General features: G+C 65.5%; 20 protein-coding genes. 10 read left to right on the top strand and 10 right to left on the bottom strand.

The genetic code is table 11. The features are described from left to right. Nucleotides 1-48 precede the first annotated feature (48 nt). Both ACVWW6_RS12955 and ACVWW6_RS12950 read right to left on the bottom strand, forming a co-directional pair. Nucleotides 49-642 (bottom strand): hypothetical protein, encoded by a 594-nt coding sequence (locus ACVWW6_RS12955; protein WP_456680825.1) that lies wholly within the window; start codon nt 640-642, stop codon nt 49-51. Nucleotides 643-713: 71 nt separating this feature from the next. Continuing rightward, on the bottom strand, nt 714-1,310 hold the full coding sequence (locus ACVWW6_RS12950) for a superoxide dismutase (protein ID WP_028173935.1): 597 nt from the start codon (nt 1,308-1,310) through the stop codon (nt 714-716). A gap of 535 nt (nt 1,311-1,845) precedes the next feature. Here ACVWW6_RS12950 and ACVWW6_RS12945 point away from each other — a divergent pair. Further along, on the top strand, nt 1,846-2,577 hold the full coding sequence (locus ACVWW6_RS12945; protein ID WP_271552510.1) for a haloacid dehalogenase type II: 732 nt from the start codon (nt 1,846-1,848) through the stop codon (nt 2,575-2,577). Between the two features lie 31 nt (nt 2,578-2,608). After that, nucleotides 2,609-3,076 (top strand): YbaK/EbsC family protein, encoded by a 468-nt coding sequence (locus ACVWW6_RS12940; RefSeq protein WP_011090290.1) that lies wholly within the window; start codon nt 2,609-2,611, stop codon nt 3,074-3,076. 6 nt (nt 3,077-3,082) lie between these two features. On the opposite strand, the gene ACVWW6_RS12935 is transcribed toward ACVWW6_RS12940, so the two are convergent. Beyond that, nucleotides 3,083-3,427, bottom strand: coding sequence for a hypothetical protein (locus ACVWW6_RS12935; protein ID WP_011090291.1), 345 nt, complete (start codon nt 3,425-3,427; stop codon nt 3,083-3,085). A 96-nt stretch (nt 3,428-3,523) separates the two neighbouring features. Beyond that, nucleotides 3,524-4,510 carry a tripartite tricarboxylate transporter substrate binding protein gene (locus ACVWW6_RS12930; RefSeq protein WP_271552513.1) on the bottom strand — a complete coding sequence of 329 codons (987 nt, stop codon included), beginning with the start codon at nt 4,508-4,510 and terminating at the stop codon, nt 3,524-3,526. Between the two features lie 147 nt (nt 4,511-4,657). Here ACVWW6_RS12930 and ACVWW6_RS12925 point away from each other — a divergent pair, with 147 nt between their 5' ends. Further along, nucleotides 4,658-4,915, top strand: a complete 258-nt coding sequence (locus ACVWW6_RS12925; protein WP_028173932.1) for a hypothetical protein — start codon at nt 4,658-4,660, stop codon at nt 4,913-4,915. Here ACVWW6_RS12925 and ACVWW6_RS12920 read toward each other — a convergent pair whose 3' ends face one another. Next, nucleotides 4,916-5,851, bottom strand: coding sequence for a LysR family transcriptional regulator (locus ACVWW6_RS12920; protein ID WP_028173931.1), 936 nt, complete (start codon nt 5,849-5,851; stop codon nt 4,916-4,918). Between the two features lie 117 nt (nt 5,852-5,968). Here ACVWW6_RS12920 and ACVWW6_RS12915 point away from each other — a divergent pair, with 117 nt between their 5' ends. The 3 genes from ACVWW6_RS12915 to wrbA all read left to right on the top strand — a co-directional run bounded on the left by ACVWW6_RS12915 (nt 5,969) and on the right by wrbA (nt 8,204). Then, entirely contained in the window at nt 5,969-6,721 is a 753-nt protein-coding gene (locus tag ACVWW6_RS12915; RefSeq protein ID WP_011090295.1) for an SDR family NAD(P)-dependent oxidoreductase, read from the top strand. Nucleotides 6,722-6,758: 37 nt separating this feature from the next. After that, complete coding sequence (locus ACVWW6_RS12910; RefSeq protein WP_456680824.1) at nt 6,759-7,457, top strand: pirin family protein; 699 nt, start codon at nt 6,759-6,761, stop codon at nt 7,455-7,457. Between the two features lie 147 nt (nt 7,458-7,604). Continuing rightward, entirely contained in the window at nt 7,605-8,204 is a 600-nt protein-coding gene (gene wrbA / locus ACVWW6_RS12905) for an NAD(P)H:quinone oxidoreductase (RefSeq protein ID WP_028173929.1), read from the top strand. Nucleotides 8,205-8,494: 290 nt separating this feature from the next. On the opposite strand, the gene ACVWW6_RS12900 is transcribed toward wrbA, so the two are convergent. The 4 genes from ACVWW6_RS12900 to ACVWW6_RS12885 form a co-directional block, all read right to left on the bottom strand. Then, nucleotides 8,495-9,379 carry a protein-L-isoaspartate O-methyltransferase family protein gene (locus tag ACVWW6_RS12900; protein WP_038967364.1) on the bottom strand — a complete coding sequence of 295 codons (885 nt, stop codon included), beginning with the start codon at nt 9,377-9,379 and terminating at the stop codon, nt 8,495-8,497. 80 nt (nt 9,380-9,459) lie between these two features. Beyond that, a complete protein-coding gene (locus ACVWW6_RS12895; RefSeq protein ID WP_456680823.1) occupies nt 9,460-10,605 on the bottom strand; it encodes a GNAT family N-acetyltransferase in 1,146 nt (381 codons plus the stop codon). Between the two features lie 94 nt (nt 10,606-10,699). Beyond that, nucleotides 10,700-12,079 (bottom strand): O-antigen ligase family protein, encoded by a 1,380-nt coding sequence (locus tag ACVWW6_RS12890; protein WP_456680822.1) that lies wholly within the window; start codon nt 12,077-12,079, stop codon nt 10,700-10,702. A 45-nt stretch (nt 12,080-12,124) separates the two neighbouring features. Then, entirely contained in the window at nt 12,125-13,192 is a 1,068-nt protein-coding gene (locus tag ACVWW6_RS12885; protein WP_456680821.1) for a glycosyltransferase, read from the bottom strand. 239 nt (nt 13,193-13,431) lie between these two features. On the opposite strand from ACVWW6_RS12885, the gene ACVWW6_RS12880 reads away from it, so the two are divergent. Beyond that, entirely contained in the window at nt 13,432-14,418 is a 987-nt protein-coding gene (locus ACVWW6_RS12880) for a glycosyltransferase (RefSeq protein ID WP_456680820.1), read from the top strand. Nucleotides 14,419-14,433: 15 nt separating this feature from the next. Here the strand turns inward: ACVWW6_RS12880 and ACVWW6_RS12875 are convergent, their stop codons facing one another. Continuing rightward, a complete protein-coding gene (locus ACVWW6_RS12875; protein ID WP_456680819.1) occupies nt 14,434-15,462 on the bottom strand; it encodes a glycosyltransferase family 2 protein in 1,029 nt (342 codons plus the stop codon). Between the two features lie 406 nt (nt 15,463-15,868). Between ACVWW6_RS12875 and ACVWW6_RS12870 the strand changes: the two genes are divergently transcribed. From ACVWW6_RS12870 to ACVWW6_RS12860, 3 genes are all read left to right on the top strand, one after another. Then, the gene (locus ACVWW6_RS12870; protein WP_028173923.1) at nt 15,869-16,669 is read left to right on the top strand and encodes a class I SAM-dependent methyltransferase; all 801 of its coding nucleotides are present in this window, start codon (nt 15,869-15,871) and stop codon (nt 16,667-16,669) included. A gap of 291 nt (nt 16,670-16,960) precedes the next feature. Then, nucleotides 16,961-19,321 (top strand): exopolysaccharide transport family protein, encoded by a 2,361-nt coding sequence (locus tag ACVWW6_RS12865; protein WP_456680818.1) that lies wholly within the window; start codon nt 16,961-16,963, stop codon nt 19,319-19,321. Further along, on the top strand, nt 19,314-20,120 hold the full coding sequence (locus ACVWW6_RS12860; RefSeq protein WP_028173921.1) for a WecB/TagA/CpsF family glycosyltransferase: 807 nt from the start codon (nt 19,314-19,316) through the stop codon (nt 20,118-20,120). Before ACVWW6_RS12865 ends, ACVWW6_RS12860 begins: the two co-directional genes overlap by 8 nt. Nucleotides 20,121-20,125: the final 5 nt, after the last annotated feature.

The raw sequence follows: 20,125 nt of genomic DNA, 5'->3' as shown, positions 1-20,125 counted from the left end.
CGGGAATCCAATAAATCGAGGTGAAATCAACAATCTGCCAAAGTAGTGCTAGTGCAGCGCACCGTATGTCAGGTCGTCGAATACGGTGACGCTGTCGGCCTTGGTCCACAAGCCGATCATGCCGGCGTCCCTGATCGATTCGTCCTCGACCTCGAACATCGGCTTGCCGTCATACGTCACCTTGAATAGCTTTCCCGCGAATTCGCAGCGTAGGGAATGCCATTGACCTGATGGCACCGATACCTTGACGCCATAGCCACCTTTCCGGCCGACGATATCGAGCGCGCTGCGAACACCCTTGATCGTCTTGTAGAGCACGACATTGTCTTCAAGCGCGTTGGCCCGCACGACATAGTAATTGTCGGCATCCTTTGCGCGCCAGACAATACCGGCCGCACGATCCTCGGAGCCTGCGATCGCCTTGAACTTGACCTCGACGAACCCGTCCAGGATGCTGGTGCCGTTCCTGAGCGCCACTGGAAACGTCGCCTGACCGGATTGTTTCAGGACGTTCGGCTTGCTTGGCGCCGTCGACTCCGCCTCGACCGTCCATTTTGGCTGGCCGCGACCCGTCTTCGTCAGAGTCCAACCTTCGGGCGCTGCGCCGGTTGCTGCGTTGTCAAAATTTACAGTGTCTGCCATCGCGTTTCCTTCCACCGACAATAGGAACAACGCCACCCCCAAGAGCGCTACGCTCATTCTTCGCACGACGTCTAAGCTTCCCGCCTGTATTGATCGTAGAGTGTCGCAGCGTTGTCCCATTTGATCGCTTCCATGTAGATGTCGACATACTTCGCGGCCGCGGCACCGTAATCCATGTGATAGGCGTGCTCATACATGTCGAGCACCAGCACGGGGCGTCCGCCGGCCAGCGTCGTCGTGTGGTCGGCGGCCCACTGATTGACCAGCCGCTTGTCGCGCGGTGAGTAGGAAAGAATCACCCAGCCGGAGCCGCCGCCTTCGGCCTTGCCCATGGCGGAGAACTCCGCGCGCCACCGCTCCATGCTGCCGAAATCGCGCGCGATCGCCTCGGCAAGTGCTGTGCTCGGCTTGCCGGCACCGCCGAGCCCGTCGAAATAGATTTCATGGAGGATCATCGAGTTTGACGCGACGAGTTCCTCGCGCTTCAGGCCGTTGATGACGAAGTTCGGAGCTTTCGCGAAGTCGAGCTCGGCGAGTTGCGTTCCGATCGCGTTCAGTCGCTTTACGGCGCCGACATAGTTGTTCTCGTAGTGACTGACGAGCACCTTCTCCGAGATGCCGGCAATGGATTTCGGATCGAACGGCATCGGCTTGGGCTGGTATGTCATTGGCTTGGCTCCTGTTGGCTGATTGGCTTGCGCAAGGGCTTGCGTCCCCGCGAGTAGTGCGGTCGACGCCGCGGCGGCCCCCACGCCCCTGATGAAGTCTCGGCGGTCGGTATTCGTGGTCATGAAGTCCTCCACTTGATCGTCGTCCCCAACGTCCCCCGCGTACTCGCTAGCTCTTGGTGCTCGCCGTCTTGTCGCGTGCGCAAATAGACCGCGCGGTCCTCGTCGATACGGACATCGACGAGACCGGCGCGCTGGCGGCACCAATTGACGGGACAATTTCTGTGATGAGATCGAGATGAAAGCAGACATGCAGCGTCCTTGGTGACCAGGACGCGATACTTGGGCATGTCGCCTCGCGGGGAGATCGCAAATCCCCGTGCCTCGAATTAAGCGCCTGCCGGCGGCAGTGTCAATCTGCTGCGCGACGCCGCCGGGGTGACGATTTCTTGAAGAAGGTTCCGACCTTGTCGCGCACCGGGCCGTTTCGGTATTGTCCGTGCGCCTCCCGCAAAGATCCCAAAGGAGCGAGCCAATGAGCCTCAAAGCCGTCGTCTTCGACGCCTACGGAACGCTCTACGACATCCAGTCGGTCGCTGACATCACCGAGGATGCGTTTCCGGGCTATGGTGAGATCATCACGCAGGTCTGGCGCATCAAGCAGCTCGAATACACGTGGTTGCGCTCTCTGATGCAGCGCTACCAGGACTTTGACGCGGTCACGCGCGACTCACTCGCCTATACGCTGCGCATCCTTGGGCTCGCTTATGAGCGCGAGGAATTCGAGCGCGTGATCGAAAAGTATCTGCATCTCGATCTCTATCCGGATGCAACAAGCGCGCTTGCGGCCTTGAAGCCCCGACAACTCGCCATCCTCTCCAACGGCAGTCCGGACATGCTGAACGGGCTCGTGCGCAACACCAAGCTTGACGGCCTGCTCGATGCCACCATCAGTGTCGATGCCAAGAAGGTCTTCAAGCCGAGCCCGAAGGCCTATGAGCTGATCGGCGAGGTGCTCGCTACCAAGCCTGACGAGGTTCTGTTCGTGTCCTCCAATCCCTGGGACGTGGCCGGCGCGAAATCGTTCGGGCTGAACGTCGCCTGGATCGAACGGGTGACGCCGGAAGCCATGGCGCTGGCTTGCGTCGAGAACGAACTCGTGGCACCGCTGACGATGTTCAAGGCGATCCGCACCCAGATGGACGAGCTTGGCTTTGCGCCGGACCACCGCGTCCGCGCACTCTCCGAGCTGCCAAGTATCATCTGAGGTAGGTACGCCGCCCGCCCGTGAGACTGGAATGAGCCTGGAATCCGTTCGCGCCTTCTTCGCCGAGAAAGCCCCCGACATCTCCGTCATTGAATCCCCGATCAGCTCCGCGACCGTGGCGCTGGCGGCCGAGGCCTATGGTGTCGAGCCGGGGCGAATCGCCAAGACGCTGTCGTTGCGGATCGGCGAGCGCGTCATCCTGATCGTCGCCGCCGGCACCTCGCGCATGGACAACAAGAAGGTGAAGACGCAGTTCGGCGGCAAGCCGAAGATGCTGGGGCTGGAAGAGGTCGCCGAGATCACCGGCCACGAGGTCGGCGGCGTCTGTCCGTTCGGACTGAAGGCGCCGCTGCCGGTCTATTGCGACGTATCGCTGAAGGCGTTCGACGTGGTGGTGCCGGCCGCAGGCTCGACTCACAGCGCGGTGCGCATCACGCCCGAGCGGATGGCCGAGCTGACCGCGGCCGAATGGATCGATGTCTGCGAAATCAGGCCTTAAGAGACGTTAATCGTCCTCATCGTAAGGCCGCGGCTGCGGGGGCGGCGGCGCAGCATTGTAGCGCGGTGGCGGCACCGCCCGCCCTCGCGGGACCGGCTGCTGCGGCTGCATCTGGTTGTTGGATTGGAACACCGCACGGCAGGCGCTGGAGAGCTGGGGCGTGTTCTGCTGCAAGCAAGCCGTGATGCGGCTCACGTCCGGAATCTGGTCGCTGCACAGGCGCCACACATCCGGTGTGCAGGCCATCTGCTGTTCCATGGTTCCGCGATATTCTTCGGCGAATGCTGCGCCTTGCGCGACGATGCCGCCAATCGCGAGCGCCACACCCAGCGCAATCCGCTCTGTTCGCATGTCTCGATTCCTTCCAGAGTTTCTCGAATTCTCATCAATCAATGAGACGCGGGCAGGTTCTGGACGAACAAAAAAATGTGAAGGTCAGGCCGGAACCTACTCCACCCGGCCGATCTTCTTCACGGCCGTGATCAGCCGCGCACTGTCGGTCGCCACAAATTGCGAGAACTCCGGCGCGTCCTGATAGGCGACGAGACTGCCGGAGGCCTCGAAGGACTTGAGGACCTCCGGACTCGCCATCACCTGCGCCATGGCCTCGCGCAGCCGGGTCGCGATCGGCGCGGGAAGAGAGCTCTGTGCAAAGAGCCCGGCCCATATGTACATCTCGACATCCTTGTAGCCGAGCTCCTGGAAGGTCGGCACGTCGGGGAAGCTCGCGATGCGTCGCGCACCGCAATTGCCGAGCACGCGCAGCTTGCCGTCGTCGACCTGCGGCTTCAGCGTGCCGGGCGCGGCCGCGATTGCCTGCACGGTGCCGCTGAGCAACGCGGTGAGCGCGGGACCGGCGCCGCGGAACGGCACATGCAGCAATTTGATGCCGGCGCTGTTCGCAAACATCTCCATCGCCACATGCAGCGTGCCGTACGGCCCGGACGAGCCATAGGTGATCTGGCCCGGCCGCTTCTTCGCGTCCTCGATGAAATCCTGCGCGGTCTTCCATGGTGCCGAGACCGGCACCGCGAGCAGCGTGGGATCGGCGAGCACGCGCGCGATCGGCATGAACTGCGAGACTTCGTAGGCGACGGGACGGTCGAACAGCCGGTCGGCCTCCGGCAGCACCGCGAGCGACGAAAGGGTCATCAGCAGCGTGTAACCATCCGGCTCGGCGCGCGCCGCCGCGGCATTGCCGACCGATCCGCCGCCGCCGCCGGCGCGGTTGTCGACGATCACGGGCTTGCCGAGGATCCGCTCCAGCGCCATGGCCACGGGGCGCGCGGCGAGATCGGCCTGGCCGCCGGCCGGAAACGGCACGATCATGGTGATGTTGCGGGCCGGATAGCCCTGCGCGAGCGCCTGGTCCGGTAACGCAGCCCGCAACAACGGCAATGCCGCAACCGCGCGCAAGAGATCGCGTCGATCCATGGTGGTCCCTCCCCCTGATTTTCTTTGTTTCGCGGCCAGCCTAGCGCGGCGATCGGCAAGAACAAGACGTTTACGAAGTGCTAACCATGTCCGGTCCGGCCCGGAACGCATCCCCGGACCGGCTGTTGCCCTTCCAGGGAGTGAGTGATGCGCAATCTTCAAACCATTGACGTCGCGTTGGACGAGATGCTGGTCAATCTCGCGGCGATCGTGCTGCGGCTGTCAAAGCCCGAGGTGACGCGAACCCCGGAAGCGCGGCGCGCATTGGCGCAATCGGTCCACCAATACGCGGTCTGCGCGGCACGCTCGACGGACCCGCGCGTCCACGAATTGAAATCGGAACTGGAGGGGACGCTGAAGCCGAGCCTGCGCATCGTCGCGATCAACGGCGTGAAGGTGTCGTAGTCAGACCGTCTTCGCCTTCGCGCGCGTCCGCCGCTTGCACGTGCCCGGCAGTTTTGCCGCGAGAAAATCGGCAAGCGCTTCGACGCGCGCGGGGCGCGGGCCGCCAGGCGGCGTCACCAGGTGCACGGCGCCTTCGGCCTGCTTCCAGTCCTTCAGGATCACCTCGACCTCGCCGGAGGAGATGGCCTCGCCGACGATGAATTCGGGAAGCTCGGCGATGCCGAGGCCGGCGATCAGCGCCGGCATCACCGCTTCACCGTTGTTGACGCGAAGCTGCCCGCCCGGACGCACGCTTGCCTGCTCGCCGGCGGAATTGGTGTAGTGCCAGACATTGGGCGTGGAGAGATAGGCGTAGCTGAAGCATTTGTGCTCGGCCAGATGCATCGGATGCGTCGGGCGGCCGTGACGCTTGAGGTAGGACGGCGCCGCCACCGTGAAGCGCGGCATGGTGAACAGCCGCCGCGCGATCAGCGAGGAATCCGGCAGCCGCGCGATCCGCACCGCCATGTCAAAACCCTCGCCGATCAGATCGATGGTCGCATCGCTCAGATGCAGATCGACCGAGACTTCCGGATAGGTCTCGAAGAACTCCGGCAGCAGCGGCGCCACCGCCTTGATCCCGAACGTCATGGGCACGGCGAGCCGCACGAGGCCGCGCGGCGCCACCGATTGCGCCAGCGCCTCGTTCTCCGCCGCCTCACCATCGACGAGCAGGCGCGTCGCCCGTTCGGCGAGCTTGTGCCCGGCATCGGTCAGCGCGAGGCGGCGCGAGGTGCGGTTGAACAGCCGGGCGCCGAGCCGCTCCTCCAGCCGGGTGACGGCCTTCGACACCGTCGCCTTGGACATCGCGAGCTCGCTCGCGGCCCCCGCAAACGACCGTAATTCCACGACTTTTGCGAAAATCGCGAGCGCCTCAAAATCGGGGAGTTTTGCCATGGGAGGGGGTCCGTCAGGAGTAATTCAGGAAACAATGCGTTTCAACAGTTTCTATTTCTATACCATAGGCGGAGGCTTATCCAAGCGTCATCAGAAATTCAGGAATGGAGAAATCCAATGACCAAGAAGCTCTCAGGCAAGGTTGCCCTCGTCACCGGCGGTTCGCGCGGCATCGGCGCAGCCTCAGCCCGCGCGCTCGCCGATGAAGGCGCGGATGTCGCCATCAGCTACGTCGCCTCGCCTGACAAGGCCGAAGCGGTCGTCACGGAGTTGAAGGCCAGGGGCGTCAAGGCTCGCGCTTTCAAAGCCGACCAGGCCTCGGCCAAGGACGTCACCAAGCTCGTCAACGACGTCGCCAAGGAATTCGGCCATCTCGATATCCTCGTCAACAATGCCGGCGTCGCCGCGGGCGGCGCGACCGACGATGCCAAGGCCGACACCGACGCGCTGGAACGCCAGGACCAGGTCAACGTGCATGGCGTGATCGCGGCGATCCGCGCCGCCTCGCAGCTGATGGGCGAAGGCGGCCGCATCGTCACGGTCGGCTCGATGCTGGCCGACCGCGCCTCGTTCCCCGGCCTTGCCGACTACGTCGCCACCAAGGCGGCCGTGGTCGGGTACACCAAGGGCGCGGCGCGCGACCTCGGCCCGCGCGGCATCACCGTCAACGTGGTGCAGCCCGGCTCGATCAACACCGACATGAACCCGGACGACGACCGCGACTTCGCGGAAGCCCAGCGCAAGCAGCACGCGCTCCAACGCTTCGGCCGCCCCGAGGAAGTCGCCGCCGGCGTTGTCTTCCTCGCAAGCCCGGAGGCCTCCTTCGTCACCGGCACCGTGCTCAATGTCGACGGCGGGTTTGGCGCGTAACGCCAAACCCCTCCCCTCCAGTCAGGAACCCACATCCATGATCGAACTCAGACCTTTCGCAAAGCTCGGCGGCGCCGACCACGGCTGGCTCAAGGCCAAGCATCACTTCTCCTTCGCCAGCCACTACGACCCGAACAACATGGGTCACGGCTCCTTAAGGGTGTGGAACGACGACGAGATCGCGCCGAACACCGGCTTTCCCGCCCATCCCCATGCCAACATGGAAATCATCACCTATGTGCGCGAGGGCGCGATCACCCACCAGGACAACCTCGGCAACGAGGGACGCACCGAGGCGGGCGACGTGCAGGTGATGAGCGCCGGCAGCGGCATCCGTCACTCCGAGTACAATCTCGAGCCGAGCAAGACCCGGATCTTCCAGATCTGGATCGAGCCCGTGGCGCGCGGCGGCCAGCCGACCTGGGGCTCGAAGCCGTTCCCGAAAGGGGATCGCTCCGGCAAGCTCGTCACCATCGCGAGCGGCTTCAAGGACGACACGGACGCACTGCCGATCCGCGCCGATGCGCGGGTGCTCGCCACCACATTGAAGGCCGGCGAAAGCGCGGAGTACGAGCCGCAGAAGTCGCGGCATCTCTACCTCGTGCCCGCGGCAGGCTCGGTCGAGATCAACGGCGTGCGCGTCAACGCCCGCGACGGCGCCGCGATCCGCGACGAAGACCGGCTGAAGATCACGGCGCTCGAAGATTCCGAGCTCGTGCTCGTCGACGCGGCTTAGCGGCGGCGAGCTACATCATCTTCCGTCATTCCGGGATGGCGCGAAGCGCCAGACCCGGAATCTCGAGGTTCCGGGTTCGATGCTTTGCATCGCCCCGGAACGACGGAGCAATCACGAACACTCACTGATCACCCAACGGAGACCACCATGACCAAAGTTCTCGTCCTCTATTATTCCGCCTATGGCCACATCGAAGCGATGGCCAACGCCGTTGCCGAAGGCGCGCGCGAGGCCGGCGTCACCGTCGACATCAAGCGCGTGCCCGAGCTGGTTCCGGCCGAGGTCGCCAAGGCCTCGTACTACAAGGTCGACCAGGCCGCTCCGATCGCCAAGATCGAGGACCTCACCAATTACGACGCGATCATCGTCGGTACCGGCACGCGCTTCGGCCGGATGGCCTCGCAGATGGCGAACTTCCTCGACCAGGCCGGCGGGCTCTGGGCCAAGGGCGCGCTGCACGGCAAGGTCGGCGGCGCCTTCACGTCCAGCGCGACCCAGCATGGCGGCCAGGAGACGACGCTGTTCTCGATCATCACCAACCTCCTGCATTTCGGCATGGTCGTGGTCGGCATGAACTACGGCTTCGCCGGCCAGATGAAGCTCGACGAGGTCACCGGCGGCGCACCCTACGGCGCCACCACGATCACCGGCGGTGACGGCAGCCGCCAGCCCAGCGCCAACGAGCTCGCCGGCGCGCGCTATCAGGGCCGCCAGATCGCGGAGACCGCCAGGAAACTCCATGGCTGAGCGGCACGGCTGAACTCCACGGCCAAGGTGCGCGGTTAGGCTTGACGATCGACCGCATGGCTGATGCGACACGGGCGGCATTCTCTTTCGGGAATGCCGCCCCATCTACGTATTCAGGGATATTTGACCAGAAGCGATACGAATGGCTTTCGAACTGTTGTTGATTGCGCAGATGATCCGCAGGCCCGCCCAGGCGCTTGCGCGGCGCTGGTATTGCCGCAGCCTGTTCCGCGCCTCGCGCGGCCGGCTTCACTGTGCAGGTTGCACGGGATCGTGAGACGGCAATCCCCCTAGGCCTGCGTGATGTCGGCGCGAGGCTGAACTGACGCCGTCGGCGTGGGCGCCGGCGCCGTCGACAGCCACCAACCCTCACCGGCGAACCAGCACGTCTCGTCGGGAGCGCCTTTCCTCCGCAACGACTGCACGCTCTCCCATCCTCTCGCGAACGCCTCAGCCAATCGCCGACCGGCCTCCGCATCCTGCAATCCTGCGCAGCCGATGAACTGGGCCCGGCTGAGAAATTTCGCCGGCCAGATCGCGTCGTCGTCAGGACGCGTGATCATCAACATACCGCCGTGCATGCCTTCCGGCGCCAACGGAAACACCAGCCGCCCGCCGGGCCGTAGCGCCTCGAGCCACTCCGTGGCCGGCTGCGCCGCGCCGGCGCAGACATAGATCACATCCGCAGCCGGCAGATCGGACGCGATGCCCGAACGGTCGTGCACATCCGCATGGGCGATATCCCTGAGATTTTCGCGCGCCAGTCCTGCCAGACGCTGGTCGATCTCGTAGGCATGGACGCGGCCGCCGGGTCCGACGAGATGCGCGAGGATCGCGGTGTAGTAGCCGCTACCCGCACCGATCTGGATCACAGTCTCGCCTTCCTTCACGGCGCAGCCGCTGAGCCAATGGGCGTGCGCACCGGGCATCCCGATATTGAGGCCACGCGCGCTGTCGAGCGCCAGCAGCGTGTTCTGATAGATGAACGCGGGATCATCATCGGGCGTCACGACATAGGGATGACCGCCGAGACAGATCGACCACGGCCCGGGCCCGACGAAAGGCTCGCGCCTGACGGTCCGAAAGGCCTCCTCGATACGGGGATCCGCGGCTCTCGCCGCGGCGCAGATCAACTGCGCATAGAATGCGCGATATTTTGCCGAACGATCTTCCATGTCGCCTCCGTGAAACGGAGACGACGATAACACAACGATTGCGATATTCGAGCGACATCTGCAATCGGGGGGCGCGTGCTCTAGCGCGTTCCCTTGCCCATCGCCCGCGACGCGACAGCGGCCAGCCTGGGATGGCGGCGCAGGCCCTGCGCGGCATGGTCGCGCCATGCGTAAGGAGCGCCGCGCCAGGACAGCGCGACGCTGGCGTCGGTCAGCGCGACCTTCTCGGCGCCGAAGCGGCGCTTGTAGTCCTGGTTGCCGATGCTGAGATCGAAACGGCGCACGCCCTCCGCATGCAGCGCCGCCATGGTGCGCTCGGTGACGAGCAGCCCCGGCGAGCAGCTCGACCATGAATCGCCGGCGTGGCTGATCCGCAGCAGGAAATAGGTCGCGCCATGCCTGACGCCGAACGTGGTGGCAACGACGCCCTCGTCGCACACCAGCGCCGAGATGACGACATAACCATCCGCGACACCCTGGCGCGCGACGTCGCGATAGAATCGGGCATGCGTGTCGTCGTTGAGGACGAACCGCGAGCCGAGCTTGCGCATGCGCGCCTGCTGCTGCGCGTCCATCACGTCCAGCAGCTCAAGCGCGCGCGCGGCATCCGTGGCGATCTCGAACCGCGCGCCGGCGTGACGGCTGAACACGCGCCAGCAGCGCGGCATCTGCATGCGCTTGATCGAGGCCTGATAGCCGTCATAGTCGTCGCCCGTCAGCACGAGATTGCCGCTCAGCGAGCTGGATCCGATACGGCCGAGCGACACCAGCGGGTTCGGCTTGCCGCCGACATGCGCCGGCATCTTCCTCAGGCGCAGCAGGTCGAAGCGATCGGGCAAGGCGCAGAGCGCGTCGACCAGCGCCTTGCCGATCGCATCCATCGCCGCCGCATCCAACGCGGCATCGAGCGCCAGGATCGGCGCGTTGTTGTCGGAGACGCCGAGGTCGGCGAACTCGACCACGCGGATGCCGCGCCTGATATGGCTGATCATCGGCACCGCCGCGATGTCCTTGCCGGTCGCGGCATCGGAGATCACAGCGATCAGCGGCGCGAGATCGTGAAACGCCTCGTACCAGGCGCCGAGCCAGTATCCATGCTGGAACGCGGTGCGATGCCCGCCATTCAGGCGCAATGCGGCCGGCCGCCAGTCACGCACGAAATCGACCGCGATTCCCGACGTGCTGGACACCCGATCATCTGGTTGCTCGACGCTGAGAAACGCCATCCGCGGGTCATACAGTGACTGAATGTTTCCAGATAGATTATGTTTTGCCGCAGTCCACAAGTGACGTCGCCGCATATCGTTAAGCGGATGCCACTTACGGCCGTTCCGGCTGCGACAAGCTGTCAGCGCGCGGCTCCGTTTGCTCGACGCACTGGAACCTGGCCAGGAAATGCAGACCGGCCGCGGCAAGCGCGAACATGAACCAGATCGGATTCTGCCGTTCGAGCAGGAAGGTCTCGGTGGTCCCGTAGTACAGGCCGAACAGCCACACGGTCAGGAACAGTTTGACCAGCGCAGCGCTGCGGTTGTGCGCCTGGGCCGACTGGAAATTACGGAGCGGCGCGAGCACGAAGACGAGGACGACGAGCAGCAAGCCCGGCAGGCCGATGGTGACCGCGAGGTCGAGATAGCTGTTGTGGCTGTGCGCGGCGGACGTCGCCCATTCGGCGCCCTGGGCGGTCTGCCGCGCCGTCACGTCGTCCCAGAAGGCCGCATAGCCGTGGCCGATGATCGGCTTTTCGGCGACGGCCGCGAGCGCGAACTCCCAGATGGCGGAACGGCCGGTGAAAGTGGGATCGAGGGGAAGCAGCCGCGTCATGGCGCCGAGCGACGGGCTCACGACACTGCCGACCGTCAGCAGGTTCATCACGATCAGCGGGGCGAAACACATGAGCCGCTTCAGCCACGGGCTTGGCGTGGCACAGACCAGCGACGCGAGGGCGTAGATCGCAAGGCACAGCACCGACGACGTCTTGCCGCCGGTGAAGATCAGGAAGATGCCCGCCAGCGCGGCGATCGCCGGTCCCATCACGAACGACCCGACGCTGCAGAGGTAAATGCCGACATAGACCAGGATGGTCATCACGGGAGATGCGACGTTCTTGTGGCCGAAACTGCCGCGCCAATCGCCGGCGAGCTGCGGCTCGGTGACGTCGAGCGCGGTGTGCATGGAATATTGCGGCGCGAGGAAGACGCCGAGATAGCACAGCACCAGCAGCACGAGCGCGGCAGCGCCGAGACACAGGTTGAAGCTGCGCTGCGTCGGCGGCAGCAATGGCAACAGAACGGCGAGCGACGTCACGCTGGCCGCGAGCACGAAGCGCTGCATCGAAACGCCGCGGCTCTCTGAGAAGACGATGTTGATCAGCAGCCAGCCGACGAGGCAGAGATGCAGCGGGGTCACCAGGCTCTTCAGCGCGGGCGCATCCGTGGCCGCGACGAGCAGCGCGGCGATTGCAGCCAGGAGGCCGAAGGAGATGTAGGTGAGCGCCATTCGTCCGCCGACGACGGTGGTGACGTCGGGATTGCGCAAATCGGGAAACGGATCGAGCGTCACCAGCACGAGGAGCAGGGCCGCAACCGCGACGAGGCAGCGCGCCGCCAGCACGGCATTCAGACCGGCAAGCCCATCGCGCAGGACGTGGCCGAACGATCGGGCCTCGACGTCGGTCATGTCAGCGGCACTGCGATCCATGGCTCAAGGCCGGCCTGGTGAACCCGGGGAAGCAAGCGACAAGTCTTAGCTCGTCCTCGTTAACCATCCGTCAACCAGCAGGCCGGACGCGTCAGACGCCTTCTGCTGCCGCGCCACGCTTCGCGCGATCTCGTAATATTGCAGCGCTCGCTGTTCCAGCGTGAGATTGTCGAGCACGAAGCCGCGCGGATCGAACGTGCCAGCGGCGCAGCCGGCCCAGAAATCGTCCCAGCCCGCCTCGAACCCGGCGGCGTCGACGAACCTGGTGCCGCAACGGTGATCCCAGTACGGCACCGACGACACCGGTTCGAACTTCACGCGATGCGGATAATAGTCGGGGTCCCGCCACGGGCCGCCAGGGTCCCAGGCGAACACCGGCACGCCGCAGGCCAGCGCCTGCTGATAGGCGATGCCCTGGCTTTCGTTCTGGCACAGGAAGATCATCGCGCGCGAGCGCGCCAGCGCGGCCTGATAGTCCTCTTCCTTGTAGCTGCCATAGCGCAGCTCGGTGAACGAGCGCCCCTCCTTGAGCAGCCGGGCGCGGACAGGCTCGATCAACTCCGGCGCATAGCGCTCGCGGTCCCAGTGGACCTTGTCGTAGATCAGCACGTCGACGGTCTTCTGCGAGGCGCGCGACGGCGCCCAGAGATCCGTGTCGATGCCGACGGGCCAGGCCTCCGTGTCGGGCCAGTACGGCCGGTACATGTCGGCGTACCACTGGCCGGGCACCACGACCTTCTTCACCGGCAGGCGCTTGAACAGGTCGGGATCGTCGAGCGGATGATTGTGGGCGGCGACACCGAGCAGGATCGGATTCTTCCACGCGAACTTGTCGAGCAGGAAGGTGCGACCGATGATGCAGGCGACTTCCTCGGGATGCTGCGCGACGTAGCCGTAGTCGTTGACGCGGTAGCGGATGCCGAGCCGATCGAGCCCCGCGCAGAGATTGAGGAACACGCGAAGCTGCCCGCTCATGCGCGGCTCCCCGAGCAGCATGCGGCGCGCCATGCGCCGCAGATGCCGGTCGCCGGGAAACCAGCGGTCGTCCTTGTCCTCGTAGAAAAGGTTGAGGACCATGTCGTCGGGATCGTAGTCGAATGTCTTTGCGGGCACTGGAATCCATCCGCGGCAGCCGAGTGCGCATTCTCGCATGGGACCGGCTGTCGCACTCTTCCAAGTTTGCGACAGGCTTAATGCCAACGGCTTAACGTTATTCTGCGAATCCGGCGTCGCGCAGGCCTTCCGAGAAACGATTTGGCCGTAATGCGGGTATCATCCGCAGCGGCCAAGGTTGCCATCGATCGCATCTGCAGATGCGCCCTGGTTAACGAATCCTTAAAGCGAGCCGCAGCTTGATCACCGCCGAAGACGTTCTCGATTTACCGGTCAGCGCACGCGTAGCGACGCAAGCGCGCCTCCCGCTGCCGGTGGGCTCGACCACATCGGTGTCCGTCGTCATTCCCGCCAAGAACGTTGCGGCCTATGTCGGCGAAACCCTCGCCAGCGCGCTGGCGCAAGGCGAGGTGACCGAGGTGATCGTCGTGGACGACGATTCGACCGACAACACCATCGCGATCGTCCGCGCCATTCGCGACCCGCGGCTGCGCCTGATGACCAACGATTCCGCCGGCGTATCGGCCGCGCGCAATCTCGGCGCGCGACATGCCAGCGGCGAGTGGCTCCTCTTCCTCGATGCCGACGACCGCCTGCGCCCCGGCGCGGTCGCGGCACTGCTGGCCGCAGCGCGCGGCGCTCCGCGCGCCGTCCTCGTCTACGGCGACTACAACACGATCGACAGCGAGGGACGGCAGGTCGGCCGGCGCGACCTCTTGACAGGACGCCGCAAGCCCTCCGGCGACGTGCTGACGCGGCTCGCGGCCGGCAATTTCATCGTCAATGGCGGCATCGCGCTCGCGCGTGCGGAGGCCTTCCGCGCCATAGGCGGCTTCGACACCTCCCTCAGATATTGCGAGGACTGGCACTGCTGGTGCCGCCTTGCTGCGATCGGCGAGTTCGAGTTCGCACCAAAGCTTCTGCTCGACTATCGCCTGCACACGGCCAACACCATGAACGCGGCTGTGCGGACACCGCAGGATTTCTTCCCGGCGATCGCGCGGGTCTTCGACGACGGACTGATCCTGGCGAGATTGCCCGAGGGCACGGCAGCCCGGCTGCGGCAGGCGGCCGAGATTCATCTCGTCACCTATTCGGCGATGCAGGCGGTCCGCTTCGGCAGATATCGCCAGGCCTTCATCTATCTCGGGATGGTCGGCCGCCGCTCGCTCAAATCGCTGCCGCGCTCCGCGCTCAGGGTCGCCCTCGCCTGCTTTGGCATCTAGTCCGCCGCCACGGCGTCAGGACACGATCTTCGAGGCCTCGTAGGGCTTCGGCTCGATGCCGAGCGCTGCCAGCAAGGAGCCGAGCGCGACCATCACGGGATGCATCGCGACGACGGCTTTCGACGTCGCCAGCAGGCGGGCCGCGCGTAGTAAAGACAGCGGCAGCCGGCCGAGCATCTGCGCAAACACCCGCACCCGCGCCGCTGCGCCCTGCGCAGCCTTGTGCTGCACACGGTAGTTGATCGCGCCGATACGCAGACCGCGCTTTGCGATCCAGCCGAGGCTGGTGCGGCTTTGTGGCACGGTCTCGGTGATGACCGCCTCTGTCGTCCAGTGGAACGTCATGCCGGCATCGCGGCAACGCACGAAGAAGTCGCAGTCGCCGCCGCCGAGGAAGTTGAAGCGCAGATCGAAAGCCGGACTGCCGAGCCGGTCGAACGCCGCACGCGTGATCAGACAATTGCCGCAGCCATAGATCAGCGGCACCGCGCCGCTGTAGTCGTAGGCAGGGCGGAAGGCGGGATGACGCGAAAGCCAGGGCTGGCCGTCGTCGTCGAAGTCAGGCAGCACCGGCCCGCCGACCACGTCGGCGCCGGTCGCCTCTGCGGTGCGAACCATCAGCTCGAGCCAGTCGGGCGAGGCGATCTCGTCGTCGTCGATCATCAGGAAGCGGGTCGCTGCGGGAAACAGCGCCTGCGCCGTCTCGAAGGCAGCGTTGATCGCCTGACAGTTACCCTGCCGCTGCTCGACAAGGCAGATGCCCTGGAGCCGGCCGTCGGCGAGATACTCCGCGGCAACCGGCGCGCTCTCGCGCCGCGCGGCATCGTTCTCCACCATGACGACGGCGAAGGAACGCGGGGTTCGCTGGCTCGCGAGCGATTCCAGCGTCAGCCGCAGATGCTGCGGGCGGCGGAAGCAGGGAATGCAGACGACAATGCCGACCGACAGGTCGATGACGCGAGAGCTCGCCGCGATCTCCCGGTTGGGATCGCGCACGGCATCCGAGAGCCGGCTGGCGGACAGGTCTGTCGGGATCAGCGTCATGGCGTTCTAGATGCCCGAGATATGTTGAAAAAGCCCTGCGTCAATCGCATCAGCCGGTGAAGTCCCGCGAGGACACAGTGCCACGGGACAGATGCGTGCCAAAGTGAACGGCCGGACCGAGGCGCGAAACGGCACCATTCCGCGGATCTCTCGACAATGCAGACCTGCCGCCATGCGCTTAACCGCTTTCGCGTGTTTTCCCTACCAATCCATGCGCACGTGGTACTGCAAGTCGCAGTCCATCCGCTGCGGACGGCGCGACAGGGACAATGCTGTAGTTAACGGCCATGCGCATTAACCCGACCGTAAGCACCGCGACCGGTGGGGCGTCGCGGTACCAGATTTGCTCTTCGGGCATGCGAGACTTTTCCTGTAAATTTGAGTCGAACAAGCGCGGTCAGAAAATATGAACAAGCCAGCCACGATCGATTTCGCGACAGCTACGGCGATCCAGATCCCCGCGGCCACCGCGCAAGCCCAGGCGCTGCACGATCTGGTCCCCGGCGAAGCCCGCGACAGCCTGCTCGCCGTCCACGACGTACTGCGCCGCGAACTGCCGCAGGGCCGGCTCGCCATCTATGAAGCCGGCGGCGGCTCGTGCAGCGTTCTGCCGCCGGAATTGCTGAGCCGCAGCCAGGTCACCGTCGTCGACATCGACGAGGACCAGGTCCGCAACAACACCTACGCGGACGAAGCCATCCTCGGCGACGTGCAGACCTACCGCTTCGGCCGCGAGACCTTCGATCTCGTGATCTGCTACAACGTGATCGAGCATCTGCCCAACGTCGACGCTGCGCTCCTCAATTTTCGCGACGCACTCAAGCGCGGCGGGATGATCCTGATCGGCGCGCCCAATCCGCGCTCGCTGTCCGGCGTCGTCACCAAGTACTCGCCGCACTGGTTCCACGTCTGGTTCTACCGGCACATCCGCGGCATCAGGGATGCCGGCCTGCCCGGCGAACCACCGTTCCCGACCTTCTTTCATCCGCTGGTGACGTTGCCTCGGCTCGAAGCGTTTGCGGCCGCCAATGGCCTCGAGATGACCTATCGCCGTGAGGTCGAGAGTCCGCGCTATCCCGAGATGCGCCGGCGCAAACCGCTGTTCGCAGCTCTGGTCGATGCCGGCGCCGCAATGCTGAACGCCGTGCTCCCGCGCGGCACCGACGTTCGCCGCGGCGATTATCACGTCATCCTGCGGAAGAGCTGACAATCATGGCACGCGCGCGGTCCATCGCAGGACGAGCGAAGCCTGGCGGCCTTGCTGCGCGCGGTAACGAACCGTTAATCCCTTGGGGACCCCGGCATCGCGAGTGTCACAGTGACGCGCCGAGGCGCGGCGTGCGCTTAAACGCTTTGTTTGCCATTTCGGTGAATAGTCCCTCAATGAGTATGGTTAATTTTCCCTGTTGCGTTGATTGGGCACCTATATCCCGGGTGCGTGGCGTAAAGCGAAGAGTAACCCCTCAGCCCGCGGTCGTTGGAATGAAAGCTGGGGACTATGCTTGACTACAACCAGCCGATAGATCGGGCCGGACCGGAGGCCCCGCGACAAAGGCCTCAAACCGGCTTCAACGTGCTGGAGCTCGTCAATCTGCTCTGGCGGCGGAAGATCGCGATTGCCGCTGCCGCACTCCTCGGTGCGACGCTTGCCGTCACCGTGGGCAAGAGCGTGACGCCCCGCTACACCGCCACCGCCCAGCTCTATGTCGACCCGCGCGAGCTTCAGCTGGTCGATCGCGAGCTCACGCCGCGTGCCCAGGACGTCTCCGGCATGGCCATGGTGGTGGAGAGCCAGGCCCGCCTGATCACCTCGAACAGCGTGCTGCTCCAGGTGATCCAGCAGGCCGGCCTCGACAAGGACCCCGAATTCGGCGGCGGTGATGCCAGGAGCCTGATGTCGTCGCTGCTCGGCCTGATCGGCCTTCAGCCCCGTGCGCCGTCCGCCGCGGAAACCAAGGAAGTGCAGCTCGCGGCGCTCGACGCGCTGAACCGGCACATCACGGTCCGCAAGACCGAGAAGAGCTTCATCGTCGACATCGAGGTCTGGTCGACCGATCCGGCGAAAGCGGCGATGCTCGCCAACACGCTGACCAGCGCCTACCTCGCCGAATCCCGCAACTCGCAGGCTTCGGCCGCGCGACGCGCCACCAACGATCTCTCCGGCCGCCTCAAGGAGCTTCGCGAGCGGTTGCGCAGTGCCGAGACCGCGCTCGCCACCTACAAGGCCCAGAACAATTTCGTCGGCACCCAGGACGCGCTGATCAGCGACCAGCAGCTCTCTGCCAGCAATCAGCGGCTTTCCGCGGCCCGCGCGGCGACAATGGACGCACAGGCGCGGCTCGACCAGATCGAGGCGAGCCGGCGCGCCGCTGCCGATGCCGGCGCGAATTCGGAGGCGCTGCAATCGCCAACCATCGCGAACCTGCGCGCGCAATATGCCGACGCCCGCAAGAAGTACGCGGAGCAGGCCGGCGAGCTCGGCCCGCGCCATCCGGCGCTGCGCCAGACCGAGAAACAGGTCGAGGATCTCAAGCGCACCATCAACGAGGAGATCGATCGCTTCGCGCAGTCCGCCAAGAACGATCTGACGCGCGCCCGCGACTACGAGGCCTCTCTGAACCGGGCGCTGGAGGCGCAGAAGCGGCAGAGCGTGCAGCTCAGCCAGGCCGCCGTGCGCCTGCGCGAACTCGAGCGCGAGGCCGATGCCAGCCGCGACGTCTATCAGTCCTTCCTCAAGCGCTCGCGCGAGACCGAGGAGCAGGAGACCCTGAACACCTCGGCGGCCCGCGTCATCGGCGAAGCCACCGTGCCGCAGCGGCGCTCGTTCCCGCCGGCGATGAGCCTGTTCGCCATGATCGGCTTCATCTTCGGCGCGCTCGCGGCTTCGAGCTGGTTCGTCGCGGCCGAGCTCCTGTTCGCCGGCGCCCCCACGCCGGCCCGCCGTGAACGCACACCGGCGCCGCAAGGTCCCCGAGCACCAGAGACGACGCGGACTTCGGAGATTGCCCGGCCTCAGCAGGCATCGCGCACTCCGGAAGTCGCGCAGGCTCTGCCGGAAGTTGCCGCGCCATCGCTGCAGCCCTCGATGGTCGAAAGGCCCCTGATCGAAAAGCCGCTGATCGCGCGCCTGCAGGAGGCCGATGTCATCCACACGCTGGGTGCCATTCTCGCCACCGGCGGCGGCGTCGACCTGACACGGCTGGGCTGGCCGACGCTGCGCCCCGGCTTTCCCCTCACGACGCTACTCAATGCCTGGCGCGACATGCGCGCCGCGATGGCCCGGCGCGCCGGCGGCAAGGCGATGCCGGTGATCGCGCTCATTGGTGCGAGCGAGACCACCGGGCGCAGCGTGACCGCGCTGAATTTCGCGCTCGCGGCCGCGCGTGACGGTGCCCGCGTCCTGATGATCGATGCCGACCATCAGGCACGCTCGCTCTCGAACAAGGTCACCCGTCCCGGCAAGAGCGAGCCGAGCGCGCTCGGCTGGCTCTCGATCGGCAGCAAGACCGCGCGCGAGATCAAGACGGTGAACGGCATTTCGGTGCTGCCGGCCGCCGAAGGCGACGCGGGCAAAGCGGCCGAGGCCATCCGCAAGGCGATTTCGCAGGCGCGCGCCGCCGGCGGCTATGACCTCGTGGTCCTCGACGGCCCCGCGATGCCGCTCCCGGCCGGCGGCCGCAAGCTGCTCGACGATGCCGACGCACTGGTTGCGGTACTGCCGACCAGCCTCGACATCAACGACAGCCTGGAAGAGATCCTGAGCACGCTCGGCCGCGCCGAGCGCAAGCTCGTCGGCGTCGTGCTCGACGAACTCGCGCCCGCAACCCAGGCGCGCCAGCGAGGCAGACAATATGCTTGAGCGCCGCGTCAATCTGGACGGCCGGGCCGCAACCGCCGACGTGCCGCGGATCACCGTCGGCGGCCTTCGCATGGCCGCGCTCGACCTGGAAGCGACCGCCGACTTCATGATCGAGGCGACCGATCCGCGTCATCGCATCGGCCGTCCGTTGCACCTGACCTCGGCCAATGGCGAGGTGCTGGCACGCTGCTCGACCGAGCCGGAGACCGAACGCCTGTTCCGCGGCGCCGACCTGATCAACGCCGACGGCCAGCCGCTGGTGGCGGCCTCGAAGCTGCAATCCTGGTTCCCGCTGCCCGAGCGCGTCGCGACCACGGACCTGTTCCACGTCGTCGCGCGCAAGGCCGAAGCGGTCGGCCGCACCTTCTACATGTTCGGCGCCAGCGAGGCCGAGAACGCCGCGGCGGTCGAGAACGTCCGGAAGATGTATCCGAACCTCAAGATCGTCGGGCACAGCCACGGCTATCTGCGCGGCGAGGCCCTGCGCGCGAAGGTCGAGGAGATCAACGCGCTCGCGCCGGACTATCTCTGGGTCGCGCTCGGCGTGCCCAACGAGCAGGCATTCGTGGAGCAATACACGCCGCTGCTGACCAATGTTGGCGTTATCAAGACATCGGGCGGCCTTTTCAACTTTTTGTCGGGCAGCCGGTCCCGCGCGCCGCAATGGATGCAGAAATTCGGACTCGAATGGGCCTGGCGCACCTGGCTCGAGCCACGCCGCCTGTTCTGGCGCTATTTGACCACCAACCCCCGCGCACTCTATCTTCTCTTCAGCCGCAAACGGCCTTCCAATCGCTGAGAGAA

This window comes from Bradyrhizobium sp. USDA 3311 (assembly GCF_054062495.1).
Note: the sequence above shows the minus strand (reverse complement) of the source record. Positions and strands in the feature narration are given on the sequence as shown.

What these genes read in the sequence shown, in the direction of transcription:
- ACVWW6_RS12955 (WP_456680825.1), bottom strand. Translation starts at nt 642, where the DNA reads ATGGCAGACACTGTAAATTTTGACAACGCAGCAACCGGCGCAGCGCCC.
- ACVWW6_RS12950 (WP_028173935.1), bottom strand. Translation starts at nt 1,310, where the DNA reads ATGACATACCAGCCCAAGCCGATGCCGTTCGATCCGAAATCCATTGCC.
- ACVWW6_RS12945 (WP_271552510.1), top strand. Translation starts at nt 1,846, where the DNA reads ATGAGCCTCAAAGCCGTCGTCTTCGACGCCTACGGAACGCTCTACGAC.
- ACVWW6_RS12940 (WP_011090290.1), top strand. Translation starts at nt 2,609, where the DNA reads ATGAGCCTGGAATCCGTTCGCGCCTTCTTCGCCGAGAAAGCCCCCGAC.
- ACVWW6_RS12935 (WP_011090291.1), bottom strand. Translation starts at nt 3,427, where the DNA reads ATGCGAACAGAGCGGATTGCGCTGGGTGTGGCGCTCGCGATTGGCGGC.
- ACVWW6_RS12930 (WP_271552513.1), bottom strand. Translation starts at nt 4,510, where the DNA reads ATGGATCGACGCGATCTCTTGCGCGCGGTTGCGGCATTGCCGTTGTTG.
- ACVWW6_RS12925 (WP_028173932.1), top strand. Translation starts at nt 4,658, where the DNA reads ATGCGCAATCTTCAAACCATTGACGTCGCGTTGGACGAGATGCTGGTC.
- ACVWW6_RS12920 (WP_028173931.1), bottom strand. Translation starts at nt 5,851, where the DNA reads ATGGCAAAACTCCCCGATTTTGAGGCGCTCGCGATTTTCGCAAAAGTC.
- ACVWW6_RS12915 (WP_011090295.1), top strand. Translation starts at nt 5,969, where the DNA reads ATGACCAAGAAGCTCTCAGGCAAGGTTGCCCTCGTCACCGGCGGTTCG.
- ACVWW6_RS12910 (WP_456680824.1), top strand. Translation starts at nt 6,759, where the DNA reads ATGATCGAACTCAGACCTTTCGCAAAGCTCGGCGGCGCCGACCACGGC.
- wrbA (WP_028173929.1), top strand. Translation starts at nt 7,605, where the DNA reads ATGACCAAAGTTCTCGTCCTCTATTATTCCGCCTATGGCCACATCGAA.
- ACVWW6_RS12900 (WP_038967364.1), bottom strand. Translation starts at nt 9,379, where the DNA reads ATGGAAGATCGTTCGGCAAAATATCGCGCATTCTATGCGCAGTTGATC.
- ACVWW6_RS12895 (WP_456680823.1), bottom strand. Translation starts at nt 10,605, where the DNA reads ATGGCGTTTCTCAGCGTCGAGCAACCAGATGATCGGGTGTCCAGCACG.
- ACVWW6_RS12890 (WP_456680822.1), bottom strand. Translation starts at nt 12,079, where the DNA reads ATGGATCGCAGTGCCGCTGACATGACCGACGTCGAGGCCCGATCGTTC.
- ACVWW6_RS12875 (WP_456680819.1), bottom strand. Translation starts at nt 15,462, where the DNA reads ATGACGCTGATCCCGACAGACCTGTCCGCCAGCCGGCTCTCGGATGCC.
- ACVWW6_RS12870 (WP_028173923.1), top strand. Translation starts at nt 15,869, where the DNA reads ATGAACAAGCCAGCCACGATCGATTTCGCGACAGCTACGGCGATCCAG.
- ACVWW6_RS12865 (WP_456680818.1), top strand. Translation starts at nt 16,961, where the DNA reads ATGCTTGACTACAACCAGCCGATAGATCGGGCCGGACCGGAGGCCCCG.
- ACVWW6_RS12860 (WP_028173921.1), top strand. Translation starts at nt 19,314, where the DNA reads ATGCTTGAGCGCCGCGTCAATCTGGACGGCCGGGCCGCAACCGCCGAC.